This window comes from Natronoarchaeum sp. GCM10025703 (assembly GCF_042661985.1).
Taxonomy (GTDB): Archaea; Halobacteriota; Halobacteria; order Halobacteriales; family Natronoarchaeaceae; genus Natranaeroarchaeum.
The window spans coordinates 583949-596369 of the sequence record NZ_JBHSZF010000001.1; the positions used below are offsets into that span (position 1 = coordinate 583949).

Below are 12421 nucleotides of genomic sequence, written 5' to 3' on the forward strand. Positions count from 1 at the left end.
GATGGTTACTGCTTACGTCATGATCAAAGCGAATACGGGCGAGGCGGATCGACTGCGTGACGATATCTCGGCGCTCGACGGCGTCGAGAGCGCACACATCGTCGCCGGCGACGTCGACATCATCGCGAAGGTGATCGTCGACACGCCGGGCGAAGTGAAAAACATCGCGGCGACGGTGATTCAGGAGGTTGAGGGCGTCGAGGACACCCATACGTATATCGCGATGGATTAGAGCGGCGTTCCGCCGCGGGCGGCGTCGTCGGAATCCGCGTTCTGCTGTGCTCGATCGAGTAGCCCCGCGACCGGTTCGCCGTACTCGTAGCCGGGGATCACGCCCTGGACGTAGGTGCCCTCGACGTAGTCGATCACTGCCTTCGCGGCGTCGACGCCGTTGCTTGCGTTCCAGGCTCGCAGGCCGAACGTCGCGGTAATCGTCTCGTCGCCGCGCTCGACGACCGGGTCGTCGGTATCGCTCGGACCGGCCGCGTGGTAGGCGTCGTCTAGTCTCCGTTCGAGGGTGTCGAACCAGCCGTTCGCGACGGCCGGACCGACGGTCTCGCTCTCGACGACAGCCGAGAGCGCCGGGAGGTGGAGTTCGATCTCGAACTCGGCGTCGCGTTCACCCGCTGCTGGACTCGCTCGGACGGCGGCTTCAAAGGGCGTCGTCGTACATTCGTATCCGTTCTCGGTCGACTCGAACGCCCCGTGACGGTCGAGCGCGCGGCGGGCCGGTTCGGGAATCTTGTCGGCTGTCATTACGTCTCTCTGGGAGTTCGTCGGACATGGGCGTTGCGCTCTCGGAGCCGGACAACGAAGCGGCGACCGCTAGATGTCGTCCCGAAGCACCTTTCGCACCGACTGGGCGACGTTGTTGAAATCGCCCATCGTGAGGCTATCGGTCGTGACGAACACGCCCTCTCGGTTGTCGGTGACTCGCATCAGATAGCCGTTTTCTGAATACCCGGATCGTGTACTGATAGTCGCCCAGTTCCGTCCCCTCGTAGGCCGCCTGTGCGGTTTTGAACCCGCGCCACTCGATGCCAATGAAACTGGTGAGGTCGGCGTCGCGACTCAGGTCGTCCCGGAGGTAGAGCTGTTCGTAGTCATCGCGTGTGAAGTACGTCACCGACCGGAGACTGTCGCCGAGCGAGGTCCGACTCGTCCGCACGATGTTGTCGGCCGCCTCGTCAGCGAGTAACTGGCTCGCCATATCACCTCGTCGTTCGCCGTGTACCCATAAGTAACTGACCCCGTCTGCGCTCTGGACCGGACTCCGTCCCAGACTTCGAAAACTATATCGTATGGCTTCAGAGCGTGAAGTTAGCCGTTCCAGAGCGCCATTCGTGTCTGATCCGACCGTTCACGGCCGTGGACCACCAACTTTAAACGAGCAAGCGGCCAACGAGGCCGTATGGCTTCATTCGAAAAAGCAGAGGATCGAATCCTCTCCAAGATGATCTGTATGCGATGTAACGCGCGCAACGCCGAAGGAGCGGACCGCTGCCGCAAGTGTGGCTACGGGAACCTGCGTCCCAAAGCCAAGGAAGCGCGAAGCGCCTAATCCTCCGGATACTTCGGTTCTCGTTTCTCTGCACGGGTTAGCGCCGTCTCTATCACGTCTTCGACGTCGCCGTGGAACTCGTCGCCATGGCCTGCGTACATATGCTCGACGCCGTCGGGTAGCCGGTCGAGAATGCGCTCGATACTCTCGATCAGGGCCTCGCGTGACTGGTTCGGCCGATCGGTCCGCCCGAAGCTACCGTAGTCGAACGCACCGTCGTCGTGAACCACGACATCACCGCTAAAGATCGTGGACTCGCTGATCAGCGAGACGTGATCGTCGGCGTGGCCCGGCGTGCGGACGACCTCGAACGCCTCGCCGCCGATAGAGATCTCGTCGCCGTCGACGATGCCATGGCTCCGGTGTGGGTGGCTGTCGTAGGCGAAACAGTCCGCGTCGAACCGATCCAGTACGGCATCGAGTTGCTGGACGTGGTCGCCGTGCTGGTGGGTCAACACGACGGCCTCCAGGTCGTCGGTGTGCTCGGCGATGACGTCCTCGACGCCCGGCATCGCTCCGGCATCGATCAGGGTCGTACGCTCTCCCAACGCGAGGTAGGCGTTGCAGGTGAACGACTCGGCGTCGGCGGTCACGTTGATCACGTCCATACACGGTCAATGGTCCGGGATGAGGAAAACGGTGGGGGTCCGGTGATGGAAGGTCGTTGTCTGGTGCCGCCCCGCCCCGAAAAGAACAAGATTTTAAACGATGGTCGGGTAGGACTCACCACTATGGGTAAGAAATCGAAGTCGAAGAAAAAGCGCCTCGCCAAGCTGGAGCGACAGAACAGTCGTGTCCCGGCGTGGGTGATGGTCAAGACCGATCGTGACGTGACACGCAACCCGAAGCGACGCAACTGGCGGCGACAGGGCACTGACGAATAATGAGCGCAAGTGATTTCGAGGAACGCGTCATGACCGTTCCCCTACGAGACGCCAAGGCAGAGCCCAAACACAAGCGCGCCGACCGCGCAATGAAGCTCGTTCGCCAGCACCTCACCCAGCACTTCTCCGTCGACGAGGAGAACGTCCGTCTGGACCCCTCGATCAACGAGGCAGTCTGGTCTCGCGGCCGCAAGAAGCCGCCGAGTAAGCTTCGCGTACGCGCCGCCCGCTTCGAGGAAGAGGGCGAAAGCATCGTCGAAGCAGAGCACGCAGAGTAGCTTTGCTCCGCGCCGCGTTCACCGGATCCGCATACGTCGGTGTCTTTGCCGCTGCCACTGACGATTACCTGCTGATCCGCCCCGATACCGACGACGAACTCGCCGACGAGATGGCCGACGAACTCGGAGTCCCCGTCGTCCCGACGACGGTTGCCGGCTCCGGCACCGTCGGCGCTCTCGCGACCGGCAACGAGAACGGTCTGCTGGTCACGAGTCGCATCTCCGACGACGAGCGCGACCGACTCGAAGGCGAGACCGGCAGCGACGTCTACGAACTCCCCGGCCGGATCAACGCCGCCGGCAACGTCGTCCTCGCGAACGACTACGGCGCATACGTCCACCCCGAACTGCCCGAGGAAGCCGTCGAGACAGTCGAAACAGCCCTCGACGTCCCCGTCGAACAGGGCGAAATCGCTGGCGTCCGCACCGTCGGCACCGCCGCGGTTGCGAACGCCGACGGCGTCCTCTGTCACCCGAAAACCACCGACGCCGAACTCGACTACCTCGAAGAGCTACTCGACGTTCGCGCCGACGTGGGAACGATCAACTACGGCGGCCCGCTGGTCGGCTCCGGCCTGGTGGTCAACGAGAACGGCTACGTGGTCGGTCGCGACACGACTGGCCCCGAACTCGGTCGGATCGAAGACGCGCTCGGCTACATCGACTGACTCGACGTGCGGGCTCACGCCCGGGTCAACGTTTTTGCTTTCTCGTCGGCTATCTGCTGGTATGAGCACTGTCAGCGAGACGACGCACGTCCCGGCGCCGCCAGAAGACGTCTTCGCGTTTCTCGACGACCCCGAGAACCACATGGCGGTGACGCCGAGCATTGCCCAAATCGACAACGTCGAGCGACTGGAAAACGGCGGGAAACGGCTCGATCACACGTTCCGAATGGCCGGTGTCGCACTGGAGGGCGAACTGGTCGAGACCGTCCACGAGCCAAACGAGCAGATGGTTTTCGAGATGCGCGGCACTCTGGAGGGTGAACTCGAACTGGTTTTCGAGCCCGAAAGCGGCGGCACGCGACTGACGTATTCGGCGACATATGACATTCCTGGACGGGTCATTTCGACGGTTGCCGAGCCGTTCGCACGCCGGTACAACGAGCGAGAGCTACGGACGACGCTACAGAACGTCCAGACGCATTTCGAGGTTGCGAGCAGTATGGAGTCCGGCGGCGTCCCCGAGTAGCAAGGTTCTTCCGACTTCGGGGCGGACTGAATGGTATGAGCCAATTTACGGTTAACGGGAAGTTTCAGGCTCGCGGCGGCTGGCAGGATTTCAGAATCCACAGTCGACGCGGAGAACGAAGACGTTGCTGAAGAACGAACCTACGCTAACCTCGGGAGCCAACACGGCCTCAAGCGCCCCCAGATCCAGATCGAGGGTGTCGAACAATGATGGGCGGTGGCGGCGGTGGTGGCCAGCAGCAACTGCAGGAGCTCAGCCAGCAGCTACAGGAGATCCAGGAGCAGATCGAACTCCTCGAGGGTCAGGTCGACGAACTCGAAACCGAGTCCGAGGAGATCGACGAGGCCATCGAGGCCATCGAGACGCTCGAGTCCGATTCGACCGTGCAGGTTCCGCTCGGCGGCGGTGCCTACCTGCGCGCTGACGTTCAGGACATCGACGAAGTGATCGTCGGCCTCGGCGGCGGCTACGCGGCCGAGCAAGCACAGGGCGACGCTATCGAGACGCTTGAAGCCAAACAGGACGACGTCGCAGAGCAGATCGAGGGCGTCGAAGAAGACATCGCAGAGCTCGAGTCCGAGAGCAGCCAGATCGAAGAGAAGGCTCAGCAGCTCCAGCAACAGCAGATGCAGCAGCAGATGCAGCAGATGCAAGAGCAGGAAGGCGACGAGCAGTAAGCAGGGATGTTCGATAGCCTCAAGGAGAAACTCGGGAGCTTCCGCGAGGACGTAGAGGAGTCCGCCGCGGAGAAAGCCGACGCGGAGGCCGCCGAAGCTGAAGGCGAAGCGGAAGCGGCCGAAGCGGAAGCGGCCGAGGCAACCGCCGGCGAGGCGGAGGCCGACACTGCCGCTGACACGGAGACCGCCGACGGGCCAGCGACGGCCCAGGAGGCTGCTCCCGAAACCGCACCCGCCGAGACGGAGCCCGCAGAGGAGTCGAACGGTCCCGGGTTCGCCAAACGGGCGAAGTCGGCGGCGACCGGGCAGACGATCATCGAGGAGGAAGACCTCGAAGCGCCGCTCGACGAACTCGAGATGGCGCTGCTCCAGAGCGACGTGGAACTCACGGTCGTCGACGAGATCCTGGAGAAGATCCGCGAGGAGACGATCGGCGAGACTCACCGCTTTACGAAGAGTACCACTGGCGTTGTCCAGCGCGCGCTCCGTACCGCGCTGATCGACGTCATCAGCGTCGGGCAGTTCGACTTCGACGAGCGCGTCGCCGAGGCCGACAAGCCGCTCGTGATGATCTTCACGGGCGTCAACGGCGTGGGGAAGACGACTTCGATCGCGAAGATGGCCCAGTATCTCGAGGAACAGGGCTATTCGTCGGTGCTGGCAAACGGCGATACCTACCGTGCCGGGGCAAACGAACAGATCGAGGAGCACGCCGAAAGGCTCGACAAGAAACTGATCACGCACCAGCAGGGCGGGGACCCTGCCGCCGTGATCTACGACGGCGTCGAGTACGCCGAGGCCAACGACGTCGACGTCGTGCTCGGCGATACGGCCGGTCGGCTCCACACGAGCAACGATCTGATGGAGCAACTCGAGAAGATCGAGCGCGTCGTCGATCCGGACATGACGTTGTTCGTCGACGAGGCGGTTGCCGGACAGGACGCAGTCCAGCGCGCCCGGCAGTTCAACACTGCTGCCGAGATCGACGGGACGGTCCTCACGAAGGCCGACGCGGACTCGCAGGGTGGCGCGGCGATATCGATCGCTCACGTCACCGGGAAGCCGATCCTCTTTCTCGGGGTCGGGCAGGGCTACGACGACCTGCAGAAGTTCGAACCCGAGGTACTGGTCGATCGACTGCTCGGGATCGACGGCTGAGGCCGCTTCGACCTACTTTTTACGCCTGTAGCTGTTCTGCCGCGCGTAGCGCCCGGCGTGCCAACCGGTCACGATAGCGGCGATACCACCGACGACGAGCGCGAGCGCGAAGCCGACCGCGTACACTTCGACGGGCGTCAGCAGTAACTCCTCGATGCCGACGGTCGACGCCGCGACGCGGTTTAGCCCGGTGACGAGGGGTGGCGTTGCCGCGAGTCCGACGACGCCACCGAGCATGCCGACGAAGAGCCCCTGTACACCGATCGTTCCGGCGAGCAGCCGTCGGGAGAGCCCGATAGCCCGGAGCGCGGCGAGTTCGTCGCGTTGCTGGTAGGCGACGAGGACGAACAGGTTGACGAGTAACACCGTGCTGCCGACGATTGCGAGGCCGACCAGCGTCACGCCGCTTGCGATCACGGCCGGCCTGTCCGTGAGCACCGTCTCGACCTGTTGTTTGCTGGTCTGGATGTCGTACTGGGGATACTCGCGCCGGAGGCTGTCGCGAACGGCGACGCTGTCGGCGTCCTCGGCCGTATCGGCCATGATGAACGTGGCCCGGTCGGTACCGCTCGTCCCGGCGAGATACTGGAGGTCGGCCAGCGGAACCGTCGCCGCGGGTGATCCAAGCAGCGTCGAGTGGTGGGAGGACGTACCGACGACTGTAAACTCGTGCTCGGCCGTCTGCTTGCTCGATCCGATCCGGATCGAATCGCCGACCGAGATGTCGAGCGCTCGGGCGGTGCGCGGATCGAGCACGATCTCGTTGCTCACAGGTGCTGAGCGCGGTGCGGTCCGGTAATCCGCAGGCTCCAGTTCGAAGCCGCCGCCCTGCTGGAAGTCGTACCCGCCGTGGGTCTCGTGGACGCCGACGGCCGAGACGCGGCGTAACTCCCCTCTTCACTCCCGAGATACACCTCGTGGAGGGCGATCGGCGAGGCGGTTCTGACGTCCTCACGCCCTTTGAGCGCCGCGGCGACCTCGCTTGCGTCGCTGATGGCGTTCTCGGTTGCCGCGTCCTCGTTCGTGAGCCAGAGGTCGCGGTCGGCGTCGGCAAGGCTCTCCTCGCCCACCTCCACAACGCCGACACCGAGACTCGCCAGTAGGGTCACCGCGAGCACCGCCGCTGCGACTGCGAGGACGGTCATGGCTGTCCGTCCGGGCGAGCGACGGAGCTGTGCCGCCGCGACGCCCACCGCAGCGCTCACCTGCACGACCCCGCGCCGGATGCTCACCGTCCCACCTCCTCGAGGACGGTCGTTCGTGCGGCGACGACCAGCGGGTACGGGACGGCGAGCAGGCCTGCGATGAGCGCAACGCCGATGGCGTAGGGAACGAACAGCGGATGCACTGCAGCGACGGCCGCCCCGGCGAGGTAGTTCGCGGCGTAGATCCCTGCCCACCCCAGCGCGATGCCGACCAGGGCCCCGACCAGCGTGGTGACGAGCGTCGAGACGGCCACGATGGCGAGTCGGCTGTATGCCGGAAACCCGACGGCTTCGAGCACTGCGAGTACGCGTCGGTCTTCGTCGACGGTCATCCCCATCGTCGTCGTTATGAACGACGCACAGATGCCGATGCCAACCACGAGTGCGAGCAGACTCGTCACGAAGGCGAGTTCGTCGTCGAACAGGGATGCCGGACTCGCCGCCCCCGTTCGTTCGACTGCGGCGTCCGGGTAGGCGTCCGCTCCGGCGGCGGCCGCCGCGTCGCGGTCACCCCACACCAGCATTCGATCCGCAAGGTCGTCATCTGCTGCTCCTGACAACGCCTGCAGGTCGTCGAGATGAACCAGCGCGACGGAGGCATCTTCGACCGTCGACGGTTCCGTTGCCGTGACAGTGAACGCCGTATCGCTGTCGCTGCGATAGCTGGCACGTACCAGTTGCTCGGCGTCGCCATCGAACCGGTCTGCGGCCGTCTCGGAGAGGACTATCTGTCGTCTATCGCTCGTCTCGAGTGCCGCAGTCGATAGCCCGGCCACCGTTCGTGGCTCCTCGTCCGGGACGACACCGACGAGCACCAGAACGGCAGACTCGCCGCCGTCGGCGGGTTCGAGGGTCGTCGGCTCGACGAGGACTGGCGAGGCGTGCTCGACGCCCTCCTTTGATCGGATGCTCTCGGCTTGCTCGCTCACCGCCCCGAGGCGCGTCCCTTCGACGCCGTCGATGGACGATACGACCGTCTCGCCGTCGGATGTGATCCGGACGTCCGCGTCGTCTGCCGTCGCGACGCCGCCGCCAGCGAGCGCGATTGCGACGCCGGTGACGAGCAACAGCATGGCGACGGTCAGCGCGACGCCGGCGAGGGTGGCAACGAGTCGGCCCGAGGTCGTTTGCGTCGCCTGTTTCCAGAGCCGTGTCAGCGTCAGTCCGATGACTCCTCTGATGCGGCGTCGTCGCGGCCCCCGCCGTCATCGCTCACGACCGACCACCTGCCCGTCGTGCAAACTGAAGACGTGATCAGCGACGGCCAGGGTCGCGGCATCGTGTGAGGCAAGCAGAACCGCTCGGTCCCGCCCGAGCGCCGTCAGCAGTTCCAGTACGGCCGCTCCCGTTTCGGTGTCGAGTTCGCCGGTCGGTTCGTCGGCGACGATCACGTCCGGATCGGTCGAGAGCGCCCGTGCGATAGCGACGCGCTGGCGCTCGCCGCCGCTTAGTTCGCCCGGAAGGTGGGTGGTCCGGTCACCGAGTCCGACAGCCTCGAGTAACTCGGTCGCCCGCTCGCGTCGCTTCGTGCGCCCGACGCCTGCGCCGACGAGCGGGAGGGCGACGTTCGCCCGGGCCGACAGCGAGGGCAGCAGGTGAAAGCCCTGAAAGACGATTCCGACGTGTCGCCGCCGGACCCGTGTGCGTCTGCGACTGCTCAGTTCGGTGAGGTCGATCCCCAGCAGGGAAACCTCGCCGGTGGTCGGCACGAGGAGGCCCGAGACGGCGTGCAAGAGAGTGGATTTCCCGCTGCCACTGGGGCCTTTCAGGCCGAGGATCGTTCCGGACTGAACCTCTAACGAGACGTCCCGAAGCGCCAGCAGCGAGCGGTCGGGCCCGGAACGAAACCGGCCGCTCCCGAGCCTGTACTCGTGGCTCACCTCGTCGAGACGAACCGCAGCCCCCCGACTCGTTTCGGCGTTCCCCTCGGCGTCTGACGGGCGTGATGCCCGCGGCGAGCGATCAGTGAATCCCACGCAGTCGGTGAGACAGGCTGTCTACCCATTGTTTCTCTGGGCTTACTTCCGGTGGGCCGTAGATAATCCCTCTTTTCGGACCACTGACGCGATGGTCCACGCAGCGGGTTTATGATCTCCCTCGCTTGCTTCGATGCCGGGGTAGCTATCGGTCGACTACTGCTCAACATCGGCTGACACCGCCCGTAGCGGTCGTTCTCTCGGATATCAGTCCGTGGTTGATCATGAGTAACGACCCTGTTCCGGTCGCTCTTTCGGCCGTTCGTCAGTCCAGTCGATCGGGAGTCGACGCTCGGCGCGCTCGCTATCCGTGTCTCTCGTCGAGATACGAAGCGCTGTCGGCGCGTCAGGGGGCTTTCGAGGGTGTCGATAGCGCTACGAGCGGTCCCAGCCGCTGACGAACAGCGCGAGCACCGGCACGATCTCCAGACGCCCGACCCACATCAGGAAGATCATCAGCAGTTTCGAGGCGTTCGAGAACCGGAGATAGCTACCGAACGGCCCGAGCGAGCCAAAGCCCGGGCCGATGTTGCCGATCGTCGCCAGCGAGGCGCTGAACGCTTCGAGGACGGTTAGCTGGTAGCCGATCCGTGCCGAGTCCAGCGAGAGGAACACCGCCGAGACGGCAAACAGCATGAGATAGAGCAGCGTGAACGCGACGATGCCGCGGACCGCGTCCTCGCTGACGACGTTTCCGGCCAGTCGGACCGGCCGGACGGCGTCGGGGTGGGCCGTAAGGAACAGTTCGCGACGAACCGTCTTGATCACGACGAGCCACCTGATTACCTTGATCCCCCGCCGGTCGATCCGGCGGAGCCGCCGATGAACATCGCAAACAGGAGCACCATCTGTCCGTGTGCGTCCCACTGTGCGAAGTCACTCGTCGCGAAGCCAGTCGAGTTCATCAGCGAGCCGACCTGGAAGGCGGCCTGCCGAAGCGTGTTCTCCGTGAACCCCTCGGTTGCGCCGCCGAGTTCGAGGACCGGTGCTGCACCGCGGGCAGCACGAACGCCAGGACCGCGATCAGGACAGCGATCGCACCGGTGTACGTTCGGAACTCGGGGTTTTTCGTCAGTTCGCTAGCCTCTCCACGGAGCACGTGCCAGAACAGCGCGAAGTTCACCCCGGCGATCACCATGAACGGGATGATCACCCACTGGACGGCTGCCGAGAACGCCGCGATACTATCAGCCTGTGGAGAGAACCCGCCGGTCGGCATCGTCGAGAAGCCGTGTGCGACGGCGTTGTAGAAATCCATATTCGGTGCCATCCCCGTCAGACTGAGTCCGTACAGCAGGACGACGAGCAGGACGGTAAAGCCGAAGTAGACCAACCAGAGCGCTCGTGCAGTCTCCGCGATTTTCGGCGTCAGTTTCTGCAGGGTCGGGCCGGGCGCTTCCGACTGCATCAGTTGTGCGCCGTTGACCGCTACTTCGGGCAGGATGGCGATCATCAGGACGATGATCCCCATCCCGCCCAGCCACTGTGTTAGCTGTCGCCACATCAGGAGTGCGTGAGAATGCTGATCGAGGCTGATCTCACCCATCACCGTTGCACCGGTCGTCGTGAAGCCGCTCGTCGACTCGAACAGCGCGTGGATCGGATGCGCAAGCGTCGATCCCGTTCCGTAGCCCGCAAGCAGGTAGGGTATCGTCCCGATCAGTGCCGCCGCCCCCCACGAGACCGCGACGAGCAACAATGCCTCCTCCGGTCCGATATCGGGATCCGGATCGAGGCGTTCGAGCGCCCAGCCGACGCTCACAGCGATGGCAATCGAGGCCAGGAACACCCAGACGTCCTCCCAGTAGACGACGGCGACGGTTAGCGGGACAAGCATCGTCAACGCGAGATACTGCACGACCGTTCCGACGAGCGAGAGGCCTGCCCGCCAGTCGATCTGCCACTTCATCTGTTGTCCCCCGATACGTGCATGCTCGGTTGCACCCTCTCGTAGCACAATAAATCATCGGAACGAATACGCACTGCTCCGTAAGGCACATATCACCGCCTGCTCAACTCCCGTAGCATGAACGGGGCTGAGTACTCGTGCGCGTGATAATCGTCGGTGCCGGGGAGGTCGGCCAGTCGATCGCCCAGAACCTCTCCGAGACTCACGATGTCGTCGTTATCGAACGCGACGAGGGACTCGTCGACGACCTTACCTACGAGATCGACGCGCTGGTGATCCAGGGTGACGGGACTGATCTCTCGACGCTCCAGGAGGCCGGGATCGAGGACGCCGACCTGCTGATCGCTTCGACGGACAACGACGAGGCGAACATCGTCGCCTGCGGTGTCGCAAAGACGACGGGCGACGTGTTCACGATCGCCCGCGTCAAGCGCAACAACCTCCTGAAGACGTGGCAGGGGACCGAGAGCGCGTTCGGCGTCGACTTCATGGCGAGCTCGAACCTGCTCACCGCCGAGGCCATCTTCCGTCTGTCGGGCTTTCCCGGTGCACACGACGTCGACTCCTTTATCGGTGGCCTCGTCAGGATGGCCGAGTTCGAGGTCGGGGCCGAAAGCCCCGTCGCCAACCAGACGGTTCAGGAGGCCGACCGCTACGACTCGCTCACCTTTGCAGCCCTCTTCCGTGACGACGAACTGATCCTGCCCCGCGGTGACACCGTCATCGGGCCGGGCGATCGGGTGGTCGTCATCGGGAGTGCCGACTCCGTGTCGGACTTCGCTACGGATACCATCCGGTCCGGCGGCGACGACATTGAGGAAGTCGTGATCGTCGGCGGCAGCGAGATCGGCTTTCAGACGGCTCGGCTGTTCGAGGAGCACGGCTATCGCCCTCAGCTGATCGAACAGGATCACGACCGTGCCCGAGAGATCGCAGAACAGCTCCCGAACACGTCGGTCTGGGAGCACGACGCAACCGATATTGACTTCCTCGAACGCGAGCACGTCGACGAGGCCGACATGATCGTCGCGGCGCTGAAACACGACGACCGGAACCTGCTTGTGTCGATGCTCGCCAAGAAGATCGGCGTCGACCGGACGATCTCGGTGATCGAGAACACCGAGTACGCCGAACTGTTCGAGACCGTCGGTATCGATGTCGCAATCAGCCCACGCGAGGAGATCGCCGAAGAGATCGTTCGGTTCACCCGCGACGAACAGATGGAGAAGATCGCGATGCTTGAACACGATCGGGCCGAGGTGCTCGAACTCGAGATCAGTCAGGAGAGCCCGATCGTAGGCCAGCGCATTGTGGATGCGACCGACTTACTCCCGGATTGCGTCGTGATCGGCGCGATTTCGCGTCAGGGAACACTGGTGATCCCCCGCGGCGATACGGTGATCGAGGCCGGTGATCACGTTGTCCTGTTCACTGAAACGGAGATGATCGACGACATCACGAGTGCGATCTGATTCCGGCCGGGCCGCCGATTAGCAGTTTTACCTACTCTGCTGAACTCCTCTCCATCTGATAGACACTACGTCCTGAATACAGAGCATACGCTCAGCACGATGATTTC

Annotated in this window: 13 protein-coding genes and 4 pseudogenes; 10 read left to right on the top strand and 7 right to left on the bottom strand. The window is 64.0% G+C overall.

What is annotated here, in order from left to right:
• Position 1: 1 nt before the first annotated feature.
• Positions 2-232 (top strand): Lrp/AsnC family transcriptional regulator, encoded by a 231-nt coding sequence (locus ACFQH2_RS03235; protein ID WP_377056756.1) that lies wholly within the window; start codon positions 2-4, stop codon positions 230-232.
• Here the strand turns inward: ACFQH2_RS03235 and ACFQH2_RS03240 are convergent.
• Together ACFQH2_RS03240 and ACFQH2_RS03245 are read right to left on the bottom strand one after the other, a co-directional pair.
• A complete protein-coding gene (locus ACFQH2_RS03240) occupies positions 229-756 on the bottom strand; it encodes a DUF5813 family protein (protein WP_377056758.1) in 528 nt (175 codons plus the stop codon). The two genes, ACFQH2_RS03235 and ACFQH2_RS03240, sit on opposite strands and share 4 nt — an antisense overlap.
• Positions 757-825: 69 nt before the next feature.
• Positions 826-1210: pseudogene (locus tag ACFQH2_RS03245) on the bottom strand (hypothetical protein).
• Positions 1211-1411: 201 nt separating this feature from the next.
• Here ACFQH2_RS03245 and ACFQH2_RS03250 point away from each other — a divergent pair.
• Positions 1412-1561 (top strand): 50S ribosomal protein L40e, encoded by a 150-nt coding sequence (locus tag ACFQH2_RS03250; protein WP_377056762.1) that lies wholly within the window; start codon positions 1412-1414, stop codon positions 1559-1561.
• On the opposite strand, the gene ACFQH2_RS03255 is transcribed toward ACFQH2_RS03250, so the two are convergent.
• Positions 1558-2169: an MBL fold metallo-hydrolase gene (locus ACFQH2_RS03255; protein ID WP_377056764.1), complete on the bottom strand. Its 612-nt coding sequence runs from the start codon at positions 2167-2169 to the stop codon at positions 1558-1560. The genes ACFQH2_RS03250 and ACFQH2_RS03255 overlap by 4 nt on opposite strands.
• A 123-nt stretch (positions 2170-2292) precedes the next feature.
• Between ACFQH2_RS03255 and ACFQH2_RS03260 the strand changes: the two genes are divergently transcribed.
• From ACFQH2_RS03260 to ftsY, 7 genes and pseudogenes are all read left to right on the top strand, one after another.
• Complete coding sequence (locus ACFQH2_RS03260) at positions 2293-2445, top strand: 50S ribosomal protein L39e (protein ID WP_377056766.1); 153 nt, start codon at positions 2293-2295, stop codon at positions 2443-2445.
• A complete protein-coding gene (locus tag ACFQH2_RS03265; RefSeq protein ID WP_377056768.1) occupies positions 2445-2723 on the top strand; it encodes a 50S ribosomal protein L31e in 279 nt (92 codons plus the stop codon). The genes ACFQH2_RS03260 and ACFQH2_RS03265 overlap by 1 nt, the downstream gene beginning before the upstream one ends.
• A 2-nt stretch (positions 2724-2725) precedes the next feature.
• Positions 2726-3391, top strand: a complete 666-nt coding sequence (locus ACFQH2_RS03270) for a translation initiation factor IF-6 (RefSeq protein WP_377056770.1) — start codon at positions 2726-2728, stop codon at positions 3389-3391.
• Between the two features lie 61 nt (positions 3392-3452).
• Entirely contained in the window at positions 3453-3917 is a 465-nt protein-coding gene (locus ACFQH2_RS03275) for an SRPBCC family protein (protein ID WP_377056772.1), read from the top strand.
• Between the two features lie 35 nt (positions 3918-3952).
• Positions 3953-4127: pseudogene (rpl18a, locus tag ACFQH2_RS03280) on the top strand (50S ribosomal protein L18Ae).
• A complete protein-coding gene (pfdA, locus tag ACFQH2_RS03285; protein WP_377057141.1) occupies positions 4127-4594 on the top strand; it encodes a prefoldin subunit alpha in 468 nt (155 codons plus the stop codon). Before rpl18a ends, pfdA begins: the two are co-directional and overlap by 1 nt.
• 6 nt (positions 4595-4600) lie before the next feature.
• Positions 4601-5752, top strand: a complete 1152-nt coding sequence (ftsY, locus tag ACFQH2_RS03290; protein ID WP_377056776.1) for a signal recognition particle-docking protein FtsY — start codon at positions 4601-4603, stop codon at positions 5750-5752.
• Positions 5753-5764: 12 nt separating this feature from the next.
• Here the strand turns inward: ftsY and ACFQH2_RS03295 are convergent.
• The 4 genes and pseudogenes from ACFQH2_RS03295 to ACFQH2_RS03310 all read right to left on the bottom strand — a co-directional run bounded on the left by ACFQH2_RS03295 (position 5765) and on the right by ACFQH2_RS03310 (position 10842).
• Positions 5765-6984, bottom strand: a pseudogene (locus tag ACFQH2_RS03295) (ABC transporter permease).
• Entirely contained in the window at positions 6981-8030 is a 1050-nt protein-coding gene (locus tag ACFQH2_RS03300) for an ABC transporter permease (RefSeq protein WP_377076448.1), read from the bottom strand. The pseudogene ACFQH2_RS03295 and the gene ACFQH2_RS03300 overlap by 4 nt, the downstream one beginning before the upstream one ends.
• 132 nt (positions 8031-8162) lie before the next feature.
• The gene (locus ACFQH2_RS03305; RefSeq protein ID WP_377056782.1) at positions 8163-8933 is read right to left on the bottom strand and encodes an ABC transporter ATP-binding protein; all 771 of its coding nucleotides are present in this window, start codon (positions 8931-8933) and stop codon (positions 8163-8165) included.
• A 375-nt stretch (positions 8934-9308) separates the two neighbouring features.
• A pseudogene (locus ACFQH2_RS03310) lies at positions 9309-10842 on the bottom strand (TrkH family potassium uptake protein).
• 137 nt (positions 10843-10979) lie between these two features.
• Here ACFQH2_RS03310 and trkA point away from each other — a divergent pair.
• Entirely contained in the window at positions 10980-12314 is a 1335-nt protein-coding gene (gene trkA / locus ACFQH2_RS03315; RefSeq protein ID WP_377056786.1) for a Trk system potassium transporter TrkA, read from the top strand.
• Positions 12315-12421 lie beyond the last annotated feature (107 nt).

Coding starts and splice junctions, on each gene's coding strand:
- ACFQH2_RS03260 (WP_377056766.1), top strand. CDS start 2,293: ATGGGTAAGAAATCGAAGTCGAAGAAAAAGCGCCTCGCCAAGCTGGAG.
- ACFQH2_RS03275 (WP_377056772.1), top strand. CDS start 3,453: ATGAGCACTGTCAGCGAGACGACGCACGTCCCGGCGCCGCCAGAAGAC.
- ACFQH2_RS03235 (WP_377056756.1), top strand. CDS start 2: ATGGTTACTGCTTACGTCATGATCAAAGCGAATACGGGCGAGGCGGAT.
- pfdA (WP_377057141.1), top strand. CDS start 4,127: ATGGGCGGTGGCGGCGGTGGTGGCCAGCAGCAACTGCAGGAGCTCAGC.
- ftsY (WP_377056776.1), top strand. CDS start 4,601: ATGTTCGATAGCCTCAAGGAGAAACTCGGGAGCTTCCGCGAGGACGTA.
- ACFQH2_RS03240 (WP_377056758.1), bottom strand. CDS start 756: ATGACAGCCGACAAGATTCCCGAACCGGCCCGCCGCGCGCTCGACCGT.
- ACFQH2_RS03250 (WP_377056762.1), top strand. CDS start 1,412: ATGGCTTCATTCGAAAAAGCAGAGGATCGAATCCTCTCCAAGATGATC.
- ACFQH2_RS03255 (WP_377056764.1), bottom strand. CDS start 2,169: ATGGACGTGATCAACGTGACCGCCGACGCCGAGTCGTTCACCTGCAAC.
- ACFQH2_RS03300 (WP_377076448.1), bottom strand. CDS start 8,030: ATGCTGTTGCTCGTCACCGGCGTCGCAATCGCGCTCGCTGGCGGCGGC.
- ACFQH2_RS03265 (WP_377056768.1), top strand. CDS start 2,445: ATGAGCGCAAGTGATTTCGAGGAACGCGTCATGACCGTTCCCCTACGA.